Source organism: Nocardia sp. NPDC049526 (genome assembly GCF_044465765.1).
Taxonomy (GTDB): domain Bacteria; phylum Actinomycetota; class Actinomycetes; order Mycobacteriales; family Mycobacteriaceae; genus Nocardia.
In genome coordinates, this window is the sequence record NZ_JBITMA010000006.1 from 57,216 (window position 1) to 74,100 (window position 16,885).

Sequence of the window (16,885 nt, forward strand, 5' to 3'; positions counted from 1 at the left end):
CGCCTACCCCGGCCGAGAGGCCGCGGCCACGAGCACCGCATGCAGTGTTTTCGCCTGGACGCCGGCATCGTTACCGCGCAGCACTACGTCGGCAAACGCGGCGCCGAAGGCCCGACTCACGTCGAATCCGCCTTGGGCCGTGGCATTTCCGGTCAACTCGGCACGCCAGCGCTGGTAACCGCGTACCACCTCGGCGAGTGTGCGGTGTCCTCCCGGCTCCCGCCGCAGGTACTCCGCGAGCAGGACGCGCTGCGCCTGCCTGCGTGCGAGACCGCCACCGGCGCCATCGAGCGCCCGGCCGAATTCACCTAACGTGGCCGCGTAGATACTCGGCTCGGCGTCGGTGTCCGCGGCGGTAACTTCCCTCGGCTCCTGCGCGGTCCGCTGGTCGAGAGTGATCGAGCGAGCTGCGCCCCGGGATTCGCGCGGTTCGGCACTCCACCGCACCAGGCCCGATTCGGCGCCGAGTTCTGCCACCGCGACGACATCCAGGACGATCGCCGGGTAGTCGGTGAGCACCCGGTCCACCGCGGCTACGAATTCCCGCACCGCCGACACCTGCAGGCCGGGTGTATCGAATCCGGTTACACGGACACCGTGCTGCTCGGCCAACCTCCGCGCCAGCCACCCGACCACGGGATCGGAAACCGGTCGCCCGTCGGAACCGCGCCGATCACGCCCGCGCTGCGGTTCGTCGGTGGGCTTGTTCGAACGCGGCGGGGAACCGTACCGAGGGCTCGAGGAACTCGGCTGGGCACTCGCAGGCGAGCCGGGTGTCCGGGGCCGTTGCCCGGTCCACGGGGTGTCTCGCCGTCCGATATCGACCGCTGGCCGCGGTCCGGACGCCGTGCCCGGCAACCGGACCGCATTCCGCGTGGTGGCCGGGGGCAACACCGGGGAGGACGGAGGCAACACGGGAGAGAACGAGGGCCGGCGACCGGAATCGCCGACAGGGTTGCCGGATTTGCCACTGTCCTCTCGGCCTGTCCGATCCGATCCCTGGCCTGTCCGATCCGAAGAATCCGGGGGCCGCGGACCGTCCTGCGGCGTGGACCGCCCTGTGGAAGCGTCCGGAGACCGCGGGCCGCCGGGCGCGGATCGTTCGGTGGGCTGCGCCCGGTCCATGGGATACGGCCGGCCGTCCGCTGGCGGAGATGTCGCCGCGGGATCAGACGTCACAGGTGAGTGCGTGCCGGCGAGCGCAGGCGTGCCGCCGGGGCCGTCCAGCTGCGGAGCCGGCTCCCCGATGTTCGGGTCTACGTCGCCGGCGGTGGTGCCTACCTGGGCCGCAAGATAGGCGTCCTGCGCCTCGAATTGGCGTGCGGCGTCGATGATTCCGGCGGCCGTGCCGTGCAGGCTCTCCTCCATTGCCCGCACATCGGCCAGCAACTGATCGGCGTGCGGCCTGAAATTCTCGGCGAACGCGAGGCCGATATCGTCGTCGCCCCAGCTGCCTTCGGACTGTGCCAGGCAATCCCGCAAGTCCGCATAGGTCTGCCCCACGCGGTCACCGAGTTCGGACAGCCGCGCTCCCTGATTTCGCAGACTGTCCGGATCCAACCGAACTTCACCGTTCACGTCCCAACCCCGTCGGTCAGACTCGGCCGCTGCTACGTATCCGGAACCGTCGCTCGAAATCGGTGACGAACACCGACAGCGGCACCGAAGAGGTGGAGCGCTCCACGATGCCATCGTCAGCGACATAGAAAACCGAACGGTCTAAAGCCATATCGCCGTCCGGCACCGGCGAACGCACCAACCAGCCCACGCTGATGCGATCGGCCCGCAACGTCGACAGCGAGTATCCGGTGGTGTCGTAACTCCGCTGGCGGATGTGATCCCGGACCAGATCGAGCGCATCCGCTTCGCGGATCCCGGCGACGTCATCGGCAACCAGATCCGCCAGCATCAACTGGAATAGTCCACCGTCGATGTCGACTCCGTCGCCATCGCCGACGACCTGCACCATCGCCTCGCGAGTCACCGCACCCGCCTGCGCCGCCAACACCAACAGTTCGGCGGCTTGCGGGTTTTCAGCCGACTGGTCACCCAGCAGGCTGCCGACAACTCCCGCGACCGTCGAGACGGTCCACACCGCAGGCAGCGCCGGCGCGCACTCCGGTATCGGAGCGGATTCGCCCCGATGCCATCGACCGGCCTCCCACCAGTAACAAAACGACAGCAATCCGGTTGCCGCACGCGGATTGAGCACCGGGTTCGCCACCCAATCCGGTGCTCCCGCAAACAATTTCGGCATCGCGCCACTCCCGTTGTATGCGGCGTCCAAGACCGGCGCATCCCACACGCCGCCCGAGAGCACCGCCCGGCCACCGGGCAGCAGAGTCAACGTCGAGCCGCTGCGTCCCGCACTTTCGAAGATGCCCACCGATGGTCCGATCCGCGGTCCCCGCCTCGATTCGACCGCTACGAAGGCCGCAGCCAGCACCGCCCATCGCGCCCACAACACCGCCAGATCCGGCAGTTCGCCATCCACGGCCACCGCCCGCACACCCGCACGCCGGTCCGCACGTATCCCGTCCACGGCAGCCTGCGGTGACCTCGACTGGCGTTCACCGTGCCCGATGTAAGCCGCCAACCACACCGGCAACCGACCGCGCGGATAGCGTTCCACGTCAGCCAGATAGGCATCCGGTGCGAACAACTGCTCACCGGGGAACGGCTCCTCCGCACCTTGGTCGGCGACGACCTCGACACCGTCGGCGTCGATGCGCACCAGCAGCCGCCACCACGGCCCATACTCCGAGCCCGCAGACAGCTGCCGATGCCGACGCACCATCTCCCACACCGCATCCGACACCTGGTACCGAATCGACCGGCTGCCATCGTCGACCGTCAGCAGCACCGATTCGGCGACCACGGTCATCGCGAACCACGCCTCCAACCGTTGCCACCCCGGCGGGACAAGCTCACGCAGCCCATCCGCGATCCGCTCGGCCAACGCCGCAAGATCCTCACCCCCAGAACTGGTCACCGCACACCCCGACATGTTCGCAACCACGAATACGCCGAGACCCGAGACCCCGACTCGTCACCTCGACGGTATGGCGCGGAGGTTCGCCTCGAGATCCTCGAAGCCGTCCACGCCCTGCTGCATTCCGGGCACATGCGTTCGGGCGAAGGTCTTTCCAGGTTCGTCGTCGCCCCAGCACTCCGCTTCGTGGGCGCGGTCGGCGTTCGATTCCGCCGCCATCCGTGCTGTCTCCTCCGGTGAGCTGGTGCAGTTCCAGTGTTAGCGCACGCAACTCATCGGGATCGCTCCCAAACGGTTGACCCACATGATCTCCCTTCGGAACCCCCGCCCGCGCGTGATGCCAATCATGTCAACATGCGTGACTGTGATATCGAAACTGATTCACATCAGTTGATGACTCGATTGCACCACGCCCGACGTTGTCTGTCAACGGTTGTCAAGCGATAATGGTTGGTAACCATTCCAGTTGACGGGAAGGCGATCGGTGGACGAAACAGCCTCGACGTTGGCGTCGAAATTGACCCATCTGTTCGACGTCGTACGCAGGCCCGACGGCCGCGAGTTCAGCAACGAGGAGGTCGCCACCGCGGTCACCCGCGATCAGGGGGTGAAGATGTCGGGCTCGTATGTCTGGTATTTGCGTACCGGTCAACGGGACAACCCGACCTTTCGGCACCTGAGTGCGCTGGCTCGGTTCTTCGGAGTTCCTGCTGCGTACTTCTTCGACGATGAGACCAGTCGTGAGGTCGACGCCGAATTGGGTTTGCTGGCCGCCATGCGAGACGCCGGTGTGCGTGATATGGCGTTGCGGGCGGCGGGTCTGTCCGCCGAAAGCCTGGCCGCGGTCACCGACGTGATCAATCGTTTCCGCCGATTGGAGCGACTACCCGCAGGCCCGTCCAACGACCAATAACACCCGAAGAACCTCGACCGACCAAGGACTGCCATGCGGAGGTGTCAGACCACGATCGGCTTGTCGGGAGCCACGTCGCTGACGGACTCGACGGTGATGAAAACCGGAATCGTGCGCGAGGCCGCCAAGTAGGGGGTGCCCTCGGTATATCCCGTGCCACTGGCACCGCCGAGCATGCGCAGCGCAAGTCGATAGTGAGTGGCGCGCCAGCGGAGCAGAGCGGTCGAGAAGTCCGCCATCACCTGTGCCAGCCGCGCCAGTTCGGATCCGCCGATGTCACCCGAGCTTCTCGCACCGGCGTAGGCATCGTCGAGCGTGCATTCCTGACCAGCCAGAACCCGGCCGCGCACCTCAGGCACCGAGTGGTAAGCGGGCGAGTCGACACGCTCGGCGTCCGGGCGCCGACACAGCGACTCGACGAGCTTGTAGCTTCGCGACTGGATCGCGCTGGCACCCTCGGTGAACTGACGAAACGTCCGGAAGGACTCGATCTGCATCGTGGCAAGCATCGAGAACAGCGGTGCCGCCTCGCGCAGCGCGGTCGTCGAGTTGCTGATGAAGTAGACCGCTCGGCTCACATCGCCGGCGGCCAGTGCTGCCACGGCACCACGCAGGTGCATGGCCAGAAGCGAGAAGGTTGTTTCGAAGGTCTGCAGCACCCGAAGAAACAGGTACTCGTCGTGCATGGTGTAGACGGGCAGCATACTCAACTCGAGCACGCGCCGCTCCGCGAAGGACATATCGGCGTGCACGAGTGCGCTGACTTGTTGCGCCCGGATGACTGGCTCGTCATCGGTCAACTCGCGGTCCAGTGCTAATCGCTCCAGCGCTGGCCGGATCGCGCGCAATCCATGCCGAATCCGCTTGTTGACAACATTCCGTGGCGGACGCATCGTCGGCAACAGTGTGGTTCGGTCCTGTATCGCGGCTAGTTCGAAGGCTAGAACATCCGCGAGAAGTTGTACCGTGCGCCGATCACACCGGGACCGCGCGAAAAGCGCCTGCTCTATCGGGTCGTCGACGACGGGCAACTCGAGCAGTCGCAGCGCCAAGTAGGTCGGGTAGTCATATCGGTTGTCCAGTTTATCCAGCGCACAGTCCAGAAATGCGGCGAGGACTCGCACTGGGGGCCAAGGACCACCGAGCCCGGGCAGTACCGCGCGGGCCTGGTCGAGCAGGTCCAAGGTATCGGCGGGCACGAAGTGCTTGCCGACACTGTGATACCCGCGAAGGACTGCGTCATAAGGGAATCGTTCAGCCGCCGGCACGCACAGCCACGACATGAGTTCAGCGGTGGACATCAGAGCCTTTCTATCGATGCAAAAGAAATTCAGAACGCACGTCGGATGTGACGCAGGGCTGCACATAGGGCGGTGACGTCCTCGGCATTGCTGTAGTAGTGAAACGACACCCTTACCACGTCGTGACGTGGGCTGACCGCGATGTCATGTCCGGCCAATTGGCGACCGAGTCCGGCGGGGTCGGCGTCGATAATTCCGATATGTGCGCCACGGCGCTCGGGCGGGGCGGCACGCACACGCTCACCTTGTGCGCTCAACTGCTCGCGAGCCAATTCGCCGAGGCGCCACACGTGCTCGCGAACAAGTGCGAGATCCAGCTCACCGACAAGCTGCAGTCCCGCCACCGCGGCATAGCATGCCGGCACGGCCGGTGTACCGGTTTCGAATCTATTCGCCGATGCCGGGTAATCCAATTGGAAGGAGTTGAAGGCATATGGGTCGACTCGCCCGAACCAGCCTGTCAAAGTCGGCATGTGGTCGGAATATTCGGGCGCACGGGCGTAGAGGAAGGCGAAGCCGGGCAAGCCGAGTAAATACTTCGAAGTACCCGCAACGAGGAAATCGCAGCCGAGGCTTCCGACGTCCACGGGATCCACACCAACCGCCTGATAGGCGTCGACGAAGACTTCGGCACCGGCCGCGTGCGCAGCCTGCACCACTTCGACGACCGGCAGCCGCACGGCATGCTGATAGCTGATCAAAGGCACCGAAACCAAGCGGGTTGTTCGGTCGATGAGAGCTGTGAAGCTATCCACGGTATGACCGGCGTCCACAACCTCGGCACCGCACCGCCGCTGGGCACGCCAGACATGGGCAATAGACGGAAATTCGGCGGTTGTGGTGACGATACGAGGCCGAGTTTGCCAGCTCCGAGTGGAGGCGATCTGGTAGGCGCCGATCGATGCATTGGGAACTACCGCCACTTGGTCGACCCGCGCACCGATCAGTGCCGCAAACCGATTTCGTGCCACACTGACCTGGCCCTCGAATGCCTCCCATGCTGCGCCGACACGGGTCATCTCCGCCAGCATCCGAGCCAAGGCACGGTCGAGCTCCACCGAACGCGCCCCAAGGCTGCAAGTAGCCAGATGTACTGCGCGTTGCAACATCGGAAAGTGGGATCGGAATGTCTCGGGAGACATCGGCCGACGATTCATCGCCGAACTTCCTGGGCAGGATCGGCATTCGGCTCTGCCATCGGGCCGGTCTCTGTAAGGAAACTTCTGATTTCCCACAGTTCGGGAAAAAACCTGTGCGAGATCAATTTGGCCAGCATTGCGACTGGCGTGCCCTGTGTGCCGGTGGCGTGATGTCCGATCAACCGTGCGGTAATCTTGAAGTGCCGCACCCGCCACAAAGATACCCGCTCATCCCATTCGATCAGAGCCTCGGCCAGGCGGTGTATTTCGGATTGCTGCTCTGCCCGATATACTTCGGCAAGGTCGACGCCCCGATTCTGCACGAACGTGGTGAACGATTTCCCGATAGTCCGGCTATCCCGCCGCACCGAAAGCCAGCCAGGAGAATCAGATCCAGAACCGTGGCCGAGAACGGTACGGATCGTTTGGAAGTCCCACGGTGACAGATGGCGCATCATCTCCAACTGGTCGGCGATAAGCCCCATTGCCAGAGATGCTCGGGTCAACAATGCGATTGCGCTGTTCAGATCGGAATTATCGATATCGTCGGACGCCTTGCGTAACTCGGCGCAGGCCAGCTTGAGCCACAGCTCGGTCGACTGATGGACGATTTGGAACAGTAACTCGTCACGGTGCACCATCTCGTCCGGGCGACGCTGCAGATCCAGAAGTCGATCAGTGCGCATGTAGCGGGCATAGTCGTTATCGCCCTCTCCACTCAATATCTGCTGGGAGTAATCCTTCATCGCCGCCACGGGGTTGAAATTCATGTTGTCCTTCTTGCAATCGGAGCCAATTATCCTGCGATCCGGTACCCGGTCTTCGTGGTGCGGGTAAATTCACTATCGGAGCCGACAGGACCGGCGGTGTTCGTAACCGACCGACACGGTTCGGTGGTCCTGCGAAGGCGGATCGCCGGCAACACAGGTAAGCGAGACCGGAGAGGTTCTCGATGAGTTGGGGATTGTGAACGTCTCGGGCGGAGCAAGCCCAGGTAGCTCATCCCATCGGCCGGCCCCGCAACTCCCGGAACCGGTCACCGCACACCGTCTTTGGCGAGCTGATGTAGCTCCGCACCAACGCGCGCAACTCATCGGGATCGACCCATAACGGTTGATCCACATGTGTCAGGGCCGTAGCCTCCTCGCGCCGGTGTCGAGCAATGTCGCGGTGCACCGAGGGCGCCGCCGACGATCGGTCCTCCGGTGTGGCTCCTGCCCTCTGCCGGCCATCTCGCCACGGCATAACGCATCTGCCAGCGTGTCAACATGTGTGACTGTGAGGCTGACATTCCCTTCACGTCAGTTGACGAGCCTGATTATTGCCATGCCTGGCGGGCCCTGTCAACGGTTGTCAAGCGATAATGGTTGGTAACCATTCCAGTTGACGGGAAGGCGATCGGTGGACGAAACAGCCTCGACGTTGGCGTCGAAATTGACCCATCTGTTCGACGTCGTACGCAGGCCCGACGGCCGCGAGTTCAGCAACGAGGAGGTCGCCACCGCGGTCACCCGCGATCAGGGGGTGAAGATGTCGGGCTCGTATGTCTGGTATTTGCGTACCGGTCAACGGGACAACCCGACCTTTCGGCACCTGAGTGCGCTGGCTCGGTTCTTCGGAGTTCCTGCTGCGTACTTCTTCGACGATGAGACCAGTCGTGAGGTCGACGCCGAATTGGGTTTGCTGGCCGCCATGCGAGACGCCGGTGTGCGTGATATGGCGTTGCGGGCGGCGGGTCTGTCCGCCGAAAGCCTGGCCGCGGTGACCGACGTGATCAATCGTTTCCGCCGATTGGAGCGACTACCCGCAGGCCCGTCCAACGACCAATAACACCCGAAGAACCTCGACCGACCAAGGACTGCCATGCGGACCACTGACTTGCGGAAGCGCTGCGAACGGCGAATCGACACGCTTGGGCTACCGGTTCGTTTCGGTATCGACGAGGTATGCGAGCGGCTGGAGAGTCTTTTGGGTAGACGGATCGAACTGATCCCGATGGCCTTGCCGCCGGCGAGTCCACTCGGCTTGCTGATCACCGACGAACACGGGCATTCCGTCATCTACGAAGAGTCGGCCAGTCCAATCCACCGCCAGCAGATCATCTTCCACGAACTCGCACATCTACTTCTCGGTCACACGGGGCAGCCGATCGGCGATAACCGACAGCACTGCCTGTTCGTGCACATCGCTCATCAGATCGAGGGACAGGTTCTCGCCCGATCCTGCGGATCGACCGAGCAGGAGGCCGAGGCGGAGATGACGGCGACGTTGCTCCTTCGGCGCGCACAACGCTCGAGCCAGCCGGTTACCGTCGCTGCCGATCCAGCGATTGCCGACATAGTCCGCCGCTTGGATAACTCACTGTGACCTCCCACCCGATTCTCCTCATCTTGCTCACGGCGCTCGCTTGCGTCACCGTCCTCGCCATCAAGGCTCGCGACATCATGCGGGATCCGGACAACGGGATGCACCGTGCGAGTGCGCTGTTCGCCGGCGCGATCTTGGCGACCATGGCGGTCTGGCTGGAATCCGATGCCATCGACTACCACACCCATGTTCCGGAAATCGGCATCTTGCTCAGTGACGTCACAGCCATGCTCGCGGTATGCGCGAGCCAGATATGGTTCGTGTACCTCACGACACGGACCGAGATTGCTCGCCGCAGGTCGCGGCTGTGCTACACGGGGTTCGTTGTTGTCGTCGCCGCCGTTGTCTCGCTGTTTGCCATTTCCTCGTCGACGTCTCCGAACGGTACGCGGTATCGGTATCTGTTCATCTGCTACGTCGGTGTCAGCGCCGTCGCGGCGGTCGTGTTCGGGTTCCGCTATGCCGCGCTCACCGCGAAGCCGTGGTTACGCATCGGATTCCGCGTCATCGCGATAGGCGGCATCGTCGTGCTCGCGCGTCTGGCCTTCCTCGCCTACACACTCGTCGTAGCCGATCTCGGCCACCCACCCCAGCCGATGTATGCCGTCGTCGACGGGCTACTCACCGTAACCGGATTACTCATCGTCATCGCAGGCATGGCACTCCCCTCGGGCGGTGAGGTTTTCGGGTCGCTGCTCCACGCTTACCGATGCCACCGAACCGAACGACAACTAAGCGCGCTGAGCCGGCACCTGGCATCCGCCACCGGCACGGCCAGCGCTGTGCCCTTCCCGGTCGACCGCGAATGGAATCCTTTGCGGGACGCCGAATTCCGGCTCTGTCGCCGGGTCATCGATATTCGGGACGCGCAACTGGCGTTGCGCGGGTACGCCGATCCACAGGTGCGGCGACTCGCCGCCGAACGGTCCGCGGCGCTCGGCCTGCCAGACCATGAGCGCGGCCCAATGATCGAGGCGGCCGTCATCGCGGCCGCAATCCAGGCGAAGCAGGCAGGCATACCGGCTCGGCACAACACGACGATGACCTTGTCTGCCGAAAACGGTGGCGCTGACACGCTACTCGACGAAGCCGAATGGCTCGGACGTATCAGCCGCGCCTTGCGATCTTCCGAGATCGTACGTCGCAACGCTGAGGTATAGCTGCCGCGTCCGAGCACCGCCGGAACTCGCCGAACACGGGCCGGGAACCAAGCTCGCGACGGCCGCCGTCAGGCCGGCTCGGCACGGAGGTGGAGGTATGCGGTGCCGCGGGGCAGCGTGAAATTCGCCATCGACAACCTGATCGTGACGGTCGAGACATGGGGCAAGGACTGGTCCGGAGTCTCCGAGACATTCCCCGTCATCGACTCGCCGGGACTGCGAGCAGATTTGCACACCGATACCGAAGCGATCGCGAAAGCCGTTGCCCAACAAGCTCCGTCAGCACTCCCGACAACAATGCTCACCCAGCCCTTCGTCGACCAGCAGCACCAGCACGCCCACGAAGGCTTCCGGTGGGGGTGGGATCCCTGCGAGATCCCGGAGGACAGCCCGACCGCGGCAGGACTCGATGTGAAATCGCAATTGGTAAACGCGTGGACGTAGTGGTCGATACCCCCTCCGGACACAATTTCGTCCATTTGCGGCTCAACGCCGACGAGAACCCCCATGCACTCAATTCCCTCAGGAGCAGCGTCGGCAATTGTGGTAATTATTCGGAATCAATTCCACGAACGAGTGGAGATGATTACCGGAGCAGCGTCACTGAGCTGCGATACGCCCTCCGGACATGGCGACAGACCTCTCGCGGCGTTTCACGGCACTGGTCACAATATTCGTGTCGGCACCTCGACGACCGTGGCGCTTCGGTCACGGCCGAGACCTGACAGCAGTATGACTCGACAGTCCGAGAAACCCTCTGAAGACGACCCGAGGAGGCCAGTAATGGCTGTCGTCGTAGAGTTGCATTTCAAGACCGACGATGTATCCGCAGCCAAGCAGTCTTTTGATTCCAACCGGGATCTGTTGCAGGAGATCACCCAGGATGCGAAAAACATGGGCCGACTCCACCAGGGCGACGGAGAGATCGTTGTCATCGATGAATGGGAAAGCGAAGAATCGTTCCGCAAGTTCTTCGACAACAACCCCAAGATCGCCCGGGTAATCCAAGCCGCTGGGATCCCGGGACCGCCGACAAGTATGAAATTCTTCCAGCCGGTGCCGGCGGCAGGCACGTTCTGAGCGGACGACGAGGACGGTGGGGATCGTCAGCCGAGGTTGCGGTGGAGCCCTGAGGTGGGCTCCACCGCGATCCGTGCCACGGCCGGCTACTCGTCCTGCGAAACGTCAACCGAGCCAGCCGGTCTCGAACCGGCGAACACACAAACTGAGGTCTACTTCGGCGGCGGGGCTACGGGTGTGAGGAGCAGCCGCCCCGTGGCGCCGACGCTTTCTTCGAGTCCGCGCTCGGTCATACGGCGGAGCATGCTGTTGTTGCGTTGCATCCAGAGCGCCTGCGTCGTGGCCCAAGCGGCGTCCCTGGCGTGGGCGATGCTGAAGCTGCACAGGATGTGCTTCAGTGTCTCGGCATCCTTGGTGGTCAGCCGGAGCAACTGCGGCTCGTATTCCGCGCGAACCTCGGCCTCGACTCTGGCCAGCAGCTCATTGACCTTCAAATAGTCGGCGTGCACCGGTTTGGTGTCCGGTGTGGTGGACCGCTCCTTGCAGGTCATCACAACTGCCATCGGCAAATCGTGGTTGATGTGGGCATTCATGCCCGCCAACGCGAACTGGAGTGGCCACACGGTGCGGTTGGACCGGGAATCGAAGACCGGCTGCCAGACTGGATTCGGCCACTTGCCGCCCTTGTCGGCGGCGACCGCATCGAAATACAGCTGCGCGAACACCACATCGAGGCGTTCGACGAATTCGGAGTCGGCGAAGAATCCCGCGGTGAGCTGTGCGCCGACCAATTCGGTGACACGCAAATACATGTTGTTGAAGCACGCGACGCCGTCGCGCGGATCGAGCTCGTCCTTGATGTCGTGCATTCGCCGGATGACCTCGGCGACGGGACCGGGAATTTGAACCGTTGTCATGATCTCCTCCTCTGCAGTCCTCGGCACGGCGGAGTTACTGCCTGCGCGGTCGAATAGGCCCTGGAGGGTTGATCCGCCACCCACCTCCGTCGTTGATCGAACCCTTCCGACTGCCACGGTATCGCTGGGCGAACGACCATGAGCAGCAACGGATTACTTCGGACAAACATCATGGAATCACTTCCCGGGGCCACTGCGTACGGCCGCACCAGCCGCGCCGCGGCTGCCTGCCCCCATCGACTAACGCAGGTCGGCGAAAAAGGTAGTTTGCGCGAGCCGGTTCGTGGTTACTGCTAGGAGGATGCCGGTGCCGAGGACGCCACCGGCGCACGATCTGGGCTGGAGACTAGCCCGCAGGAAATGCAGGCGGCCACTTACCTCGGCCGACTGTGACGACAGCGGAAGGAAACCAGACGCATGCTGATGCTCACCCCCAATGCCATCGAGGCAGTTCGCACCATCACCTCCGCAAACGGCACGCCCACGGATGCCGGGCTGCGGATCTCCACGACCGACGGCGCCGAGACGATGTCGCTCGCGATCGCGGCGGGACCGGCCGAGCAGGACCAGGTCCTGACCGCGGAAGGGTCGCGGGTGTTCTTGGACGAGCAAGCCGCCGCCTTCCTGGACGACAAGATCCTCGACACCGAACTGGATCCGAACGGCCAGGGCACCTTCGTCCTCGCCCAGCAGGACCAGAGCACGACCGGCCAGTAGTCCGGACCGGGCAAGATCAGAACCGGCTAATTCTGCGGCAAGCCCCAGCAGGGGTAATCGCGGCCGGCATCAACAAGGCCGACGCTCTGCGGCGTACGGCAGACGACGTGCGGTTTGTGGCGATAATCCACCACCAAATGCAAAGTCGCGGCCTTGTCACCGGTGAACGTCTGATGGCATTGGGAACAATGGCACACATTGTGCGCGCTCAAAGGCCACCAGCAGCGACATCCCCGGCATTTCACCGTCTCCGGCGTTCTCGTATTCATGATCACTCACCCACTCGCGCAACCCGGTTGCGGTCCGCCATCATCACCTCGACCGTACTCGCAGGATAGACCGTCGCAGCGCTTGCGCATCAATACATCGCCTTCGTCCAGCGTGGCTACGCACCCTGAGCCGCCGGCAGTCAGCTCTCGTAACCGATTGCGGCGCTGCGTACTTGGTTGACGTAGACGGTGGAGTGGTTGTAGGCCGGGATGGCTTGCCGCCAGCCACGGACGGTGGCCAGGTCACCGCCGGCCGCGCACAGATAGCGGCCCGCGGCCAGCGCCGCATCGTCGATGTTGTCGGGGCTACCCGAAAGATCGCTGGCGGCCGCGGGTTTGCCGGTCTCCAAGGTTTTGGCGAGGGTGTTGTAGTCGGTGCCGGCGCGCACACCCCGGCGTTTCCAGGTGTCAGGGATGAACTGAAACGGTCCCATCGCACGGGCATACACCGTGCGCCCGGCTCTCGCCGTGGCGTTGGGATTGATGATCAGGGCATTGCCGCCGGTCCCGTTCAGAGCGATTCCGCGGATCGGTGGGCGCACCCGACCGTCGGCCGCGATGGTGGCACCGCCGAATCGGGCGTGATCGCTTTCCACACGGACGATCCCAGCCAGGGTGACCCAGCCGAGATGGCACGTCGGCCGTGCCTTCGCCATGGCCACCGTCGCGACCTGGGGGGCAAAGAATTAAGGGGCGATGTCTGCAGGTGAGCTGAGGGGGCTTTCAGATGAGGCTCTTGTTTTTGCGGATGCGTCGGCGCAGGTCTCGCATCAGCCCGTAGGTGGGGGCGAAGCGCAGGAAGCGTGGGATGAAGCGATTGACGAAGCCGACGAACAGGAAGAGGTGTTCGAAGCGGCGTTGATCGGCATCGGTCCATTCGGCCTGGAGTTGATCCTTGAAATACGGCGCCAGAAAACCGATCGTCAAGAACTTCAACAGGTTTCGGAACGGCAGCCGCAGATACCAGTGGATCATGCGGAGGTTGAGCAGATCATCGAGGTAGGCGCGGACCTTGTCGTCGAGGACGGCGTGGCTGCTCGCCTCGTTCCAGTAGCGGTCGAAGTCCTTGCGAGTCGCGGGCCACATATCCTTGGTGACCTGCACACCGGTCGCCAGGGTGGAAGCGGTCTGATAGAACTGCTCGGCCTGCTCATCGTTCATCTTGCCGTGCAACAACTGGTAGGTGTCTTCGAAACCGATGAAAAGGCAAGCAGCGACCCACTTTTGGAGATCTCGGTGGAAGGCGTTGTACTTGACCGGACTGTCGGGACCCGACCGCACTCGACGGTGCGCGACGTTGATCGCCTCCCGATAGGCATCGATCTCATCCTGGGTCCCCAGGATCGCGACCGCCAGATACTGCGTGGTGGTCCTGGCCCGCTTCCACGGATGCACCATCAGCGCGCCGGACTCCACTCGGCTCTCCGAAACGCCATAGCCGACACCGGGTCGCGCCATCTGCATCACCACATTGGCCGCGGCACCCGCGAAATTCCAGAAATCCAGTGCGTCAGCGAGTTTCAGCGGCCGCTTGGTCTGCGAGCGATGGCTGGCCGGAATACGGATCCGGGTTTCCTCGGTAGTCAGTGGCACCGGCGTGGACAGCGGTGCAGCGGTGGCGGTCATCGGATTCCTTCCGTTGTCGGGTTCTGTAGAGGTCGAGTGAGGTGTATGTACGTTCTGTCGTTCTTCTCCCCCCGACCTGGCACCGGACGACCATGCAGCTCCTTCCCCAGCGACCAAGAGGTCGAAGCATCATGAATATACAATAACTTATTGCCAGCAAGAACACTGCTCAACGGCGAAAAATCGTGCGCTAACCAAAGTTTAGCTGGTCAGGGCCAGTCAACTGTTCGCCTTGTTCGCTCATGAATATCGGATAACATAAGGAACCTGAATCGACGAGCCGCGATCACGCGCCGGGCATCCGCGGTCGGCTCCATGCGAGCGGTGGTCCAGCATCGCCGATCCCGCGAACCCCGCGGCCGACGCGGAGGTGTGGGCTGTCAACGAGCTCGACAGGGTGCGCTCAGTGTGAGAAGTGCACGGGCACAACCGATATCGAGTATCGAAACGGCGCTCAGCGGCTGAGGAGGTCCTTATAGGCTTCGAGGATGCCGCGGATGGATGGCGTCACGAGCAGGTCACCGTCCAGCGGTGCCCATACGTAATCGGCGTGGGCGGAAAGGACGATCGGGCTGGTGGCTGCCACCGCTACGGCGAAATGCAAGCGCCGCACCGGTTTTCCGGCCGGCGACAGGTAGTCGAAGTCGCCGATGTGGTGGCCGATGTCGGTGACGGTCAGCCCGGTCTCTTCGCGGACCCCGCGAATCAGTGCGGCGGAGACCGATTCGCCCGGTTCCACGGTGGCACCCGGAAGCTTGCGGGTCAGCGGGAGCGGTCCGGTGCTATGGGCCTCCAGCAACAACACTTCCCCGCCCCGGTCGATGATCGCACCGACTCGCAGACCGACACCATCACGTTCGCCGCGCGGCAGCGCCTCATCGAACATCGATACCGACATCGGCGGACTCACCAGCCTTCGGTCGGGCGGACGAGCCGCATTCCTGTGAAAGCAATCATCCCAATATTAACGTGACGTGCCCGCCGCAGGACAGCAGGCACCAGAGGTGTGTTCGCGCAATTGATTTCGCCCGGTAGTCCCGCCGACCGGACATACCTCCACCGCCGCTCTTCAATCACCGGATGGTTCTAAATATTGAACGTACCGGTTTCGATAACTAGTCCGAGGCGTTCGTGTCCGGAACTGAGGCTCACCTCTAGTCGATACAGCGACTACTAGCTGCCGCTTGTCGGTAGCTCGAGATTGCCTGCTTCTGTATCGTCGTGTCTGCACTTACCCGTCGGGTGGCGGACGTTTCAACACGAACGCGCAGCGGAGGGTGCCGGGAGGGTTCTAAGTAGTCGTTTTGGGTCCACGAAGTGTTGTCGCGCAACGGTAGCTCGGAATGAACGACGGAGAGGGGCGTAGGTGGCAACAGCTGCGCAATTGCGAGCAGTGCTGGCGGTATTGCAGGCCGACCTGGAAAACACCGCTTCCGGCTGGTCGGCCGAACCGCCCGTCGAACGCGCCGAGCTAGCGGGTCGGCTACACGGTTTGCTCAGTAGTGAACTGCGGGACTTGGTAGTCCAGGCCCCACTGGGGCAGTACATGGGCCACTGGTCGATGGCCGCGACCGCGGAGCAAGACGCCGTAGGCGATGTGTCGGCGCAGGCGCAGTTCGACGCACGGTGGCTGCGTCACCACATCGCTACACTGGCGTCCCGCAATGCCCCGACTCCAGTGCCCGCGCTACTGGCCGCCGCGGTTCAGGCCGTCGACGCCGCCACCACTTTGCTGGCGCTGGCCCGCGATCCCCGCGGCGAGGGCAGTCAGGCCGCGTGGCGGGCGGTAATCGATGATCTCGCGATCGCATTCCATCTGGTCAACGACGAACACGACGCCGTCACGCAGCCGATCCGCTGAGTGCCGGCACCTGACGATCACCGGTTCCGGGCGCCGAGATCGACGGACCGGAACCGGTGACGATGTCAGTCGGCTTCCGGGGTGTCGGTATAACGCTGCAGGTAGAGTTGCTCGCCCAGCTTCTCTATCAGGTCGAGTTCGGTCTCCAGATAGTCGACGTGCGACTCCTCATCCTCGAGAATGGACTCGAAGATGCGCGCGGAGGTGACATCACCGCGCGAGCGCATCAGCTCGATACCGCCGCGCAGCCGGTCCACGGCCTCCATCTCGATCTTCAGATCGGCCCGCAACTGTTCGGGGACGGTCTGGCCGATGCGCAGCGGGTTGAGCTTCTGATAGTTGGGCAGCCCCTCGAGGAAGAGGATGCGATCAGTGAGCACCTCCGCATGCTTCATCTCATCGATGGACTCGTGGCGGGTGTGCTTGGCAAGTTTGGTGAAACCCCAGTTCTCCTGCATCTTGGCGTGCAGGAAGTACTGATTGATGGCCGTGAGTTCGGCTGTCAGCTGCTCGTTGAGCAGGGTGATGATTTCCTTATCGCCTTCCATGGCTGTGATGGTGTCACAGCTCACAATCGGCGAACCGGTAAGGACGGCCTATCGT

The 16,885-nt window shown here is 63.3% G+C and carries 19 protein-coding genes; 8 read left to right on the plus strand and 11 right to left on the minus strand.

What is annotated here, in order from left to right; all coding sequences use genetic code 11:
• Positions 1-3: 3 nt before the first annotated feature.
• Genes ACIBW7_RS19910 through ACIBW7_RS19920 form a run of 3 tightly spaced genes read right to left on the minus strand, consistent with a single transcriptional unit; the run spans position 4 to position 3,211 of the window.
• On the minus strand, positions 4-1,578 hold the full coding sequence (locus ACIBW7_RS19910) for a hypothetical protein (RefSeq protein WP_397048258.1): 1,575 nt from the start codon (positions 1,576-1,578) through the stop codon (positions 4-6).
• Positions 1,579-1,594: 16 nt separating this feature from the next.
• The gene (locus tag ACIBW7_RS19915; protein WP_397048260.1) at positions 1,595-2,992 is read right to left on the minus strand and encodes a hypothetical protein; all 1,398 of its coding nucleotides are present in this window, start codon (positions 2,990-2,992) and stop codon (positions 1,595-1,597) included.
• 57 nt (positions 2,993-3,049) lie between these two features.
• Positions 3,050-3,211 (minus strand): hypothetical protein, encoded by a 162-nt coding sequence (locus tag ACIBW7_RS19920; RefSeq protein ID WP_397048262.1) that lies wholly within the window; start codon positions 3,209-3,211, stop codon positions 3,050-3,052.
• A 265-nt stretch (positions 3,212-3,476) separates the two neighbouring features.
• Between ACIBW7_RS19920 and ACIBW7_RS19925 the strand changes: the two genes are divergently transcribed.
• On the plus strand, positions 3,477-3,905 hold the full coding sequence (locus tag ACIBW7_RS19925; protein ID WP_397048264.1) for an XRE family transcriptional regulator: 429 nt from the start codon (positions 3,477-3,479) through the stop codon (positions 3,903-3,905).
• Positions 3,906-3,949: 44 nt separating this feature from the next.
• Here ACIBW7_RS19925 and ACIBW7_RS19930 read toward each other — a convergent pair whose 3' ends face one another.
• The 3 genes from ACIBW7_RS19930 to ACIBW7_RS19940 all read right to left on the minus strand — a co-directional run bounded on the left by ACIBW7_RS19930 (position 3,950) and on the right by ACIBW7_RS19940 (position 7,115).
• Positions 3,950-5,206 carry a tryptophan 2,3-dioxygenase gene (locus tag ACIBW7_RS19930; RefSeq protein WP_397048266.1) on the minus strand — a complete coding sequence of 419 codons (1,257 nt, stop codon included), beginning with the start codon at positions 5,204-5,206 and terminating at the stop codon, positions 3,950-3,952.
• A gap of 29 nt (positions 5,207-5,235) precedes the next feature.
• Positions 5,236-6,264 carry an aminotransferase class V-fold PLP-dependent enzyme gene (locus ACIBW7_RS19935; RefSeq protein WP_397048268.1) on the minus strand — a complete coding sequence of 343 codons (1,029 nt, stop codon included), beginning with the start codon at positions 6,262-6,264 and terminating at the stop codon, positions 5,236-5,238.
• A 95-nt stretch (positions 6,265-6,359) separates the two neighbouring features.
• Positions 6,360-7,115 carry a tryptophan 2,3-dioxygenase family protein gene (locus tag ACIBW7_RS19940; protein ID WP_397048270.1) on the minus strand — a complete coding sequence of 252 codons (756 nt, stop codon included), beginning with the start codon at positions 7,113-7,115 and terminating at the stop codon, positions 6,360-6,362.
• Between the two features lie 631 nt (positions 7,116-7,746).
• Between ACIBW7_RS19940 and ACIBW7_RS19945 the strand changes: the two genes are divergently transcribed.
• From ACIBW7_RS19945 to ACIBW7_RS19965, 5 genes are all read left to right on the plus strand, one after another.
• Positions 7,747-8,175 carry an XRE family transcriptional regulator gene (locus tag ACIBW7_RS19945; RefSeq protein WP_397048264.1) on the plus strand — a complete coding sequence of 143 codons (429 nt, stop codon included), beginning with the start codon at positions 7,747-7,749 and terminating at the stop codon, positions 8,173-8,175.
• A 138-nt stretch (positions 8,176-8,313) separates the two neighbouring features.
• Positions 8,314-8,712, plus strand: coding sequence for a hypothetical protein (locus ACIBW7_RS19950; RefSeq protein WP_397048272.1), 399 nt, complete (start codon positions 8,314-8,316; stop codon positions 8,710-8,712).
• The gene (locus ACIBW7_RS19955) at positions 8,709-9,872 is read left to right on the plus strand and encodes an MAB_1171c family putative transporter (protein ID WP_397048274.1); all 1,164 of its coding nucleotides are present in this window, start codon (positions 8,709-8,711) and stop codon (positions 9,870-9,872) included. The genes ACIBW7_RS19950 and ACIBW7_RS19955 overlap by 4 nt, the downstream gene beginning before the upstream one ends.
• Before the next feature lie 102 nt (positions 9,873-9,974).
• On the plus strand, positions 9,975-10,316 hold the full coding sequence (locus ACIBW7_RS19960) for a hypothetical protein (protein ID WP_397048276.1): 342 nt from the start codon (positions 9,975-9,977) through the stop codon (positions 10,314-10,316).
• A gap of 339 nt (positions 10,317-10,655) precedes the next feature.
• Positions 10,656-10,952, plus strand: a complete 297-nt coding sequence (locus ACIBW7_RS19965; RefSeq protein ID WP_397048278.1) for a hypothetical protein — start codon at positions 10,656-10,658, stop codon at positions 10,950-10,952.
• Between the two features lie 152 nt (positions 10,953-11,104).
• Here ACIBW7_RS19965 and ACIBW7_RS19970 read toward each other — a convergent pair whose 3' ends face one another.
• Complete coding sequence (locus ACIBW7_RS19970) at positions 11,105-11,809, minus strand: DUF5995 family protein (RefSeq protein ID WP_397048280.1); 705 nt, start codon at positions 11,807-11,809, stop codon at positions 11,105-11,107.
• A gap of 417 nt (positions 11,810-12,226) precedes the next feature.
• Between ACIBW7_RS19970 and ACIBW7_RS19975 the strand changes: the two genes are divergently transcribed.
• Positions 12,227-12,526 carry a hypothetical protein gene (locus ACIBW7_RS19975; RefSeq protein WP_397048282.1) on the plus strand — a complete coding sequence of 100 codons (300 nt, stop codon included), beginning with the start codon at positions 12,227-12,229 and terminating at the stop codon, positions 12,524-12,526.
• 409 nt (positions 12,527-12,935) lie between these two features.
• Here the strand turns inward: ACIBW7_RS19975 and ACIBW7_RS19980 are convergent, their stop codons facing one another.
• The 3 genes from ACIBW7_RS19980 to ACIBW7_RS19990 form a co-directional block, all read right to left on the minus strand.
• A complete protein-coding gene (locus ACIBW7_RS19980) occupies positions 12,936-13,457 on the minus strand; it encodes a lytic transglycosylase domain-containing protein (RefSeq protein ID WP_397048284.1) in 522 nt (173 codons plus the stop codon).
• Positions 13,458-13,518: 61 nt separating this feature from the next.
• Positions 13,519-14,421 (minus strand): oxygenase MpaB family protein, encoded by a 903-nt coding sequence (locus tag ACIBW7_RS19985; RefSeq protein WP_397048286.1) that lies wholly within the window; start codon positions 14,419-14,421, stop codon positions 13,519-13,521.
• Positions 14,422-14,875: 454 nt separating this feature from the next.
• Complete coding sequence (locus ACIBW7_RS19990; RefSeq protein WP_397048288.1) at positions 14,876-15,319, minus strand: NUDIX hydrolase; 444 nt, start codon at positions 15,317-15,319, stop codon at positions 14,876-14,878.
• Positions 15,320-15,787: 468 nt separating this feature from the next.
• Here ACIBW7_RS19990 and ACIBW7_RS19995 point away from each other — a divergent pair, with 468 nt between their 5' ends.
• Positions 15,788-16,282 (plus strand): hypothetical protein, encoded by a 495-nt coding sequence (locus tag ACIBW7_RS19995; RefSeq protein ID WP_397048290.1) that lies wholly within the window; start codon positions 15,788-15,790, stop codon positions 16,280-16,282.
• 65 nt (positions 16,283-16,347) lie between these two features.
• Here ACIBW7_RS19995 and bfr read toward each other — a convergent pair whose 3' ends face one another.
• Positions 16,348-16,830 carry a bacterioferritin gene (gene bfr, locus ACIBW7_RS20000; protein ID WP_397048292.1) on the minus strand — a complete coding sequence of 161 codons (483 nt, stop codon included), beginning with the start codon at positions 16,828-16,830 and terminating at the stop codon, positions 16,348-16,350.
• Positions 16,831-16,885 lie beyond the last annotated feature (55 nt).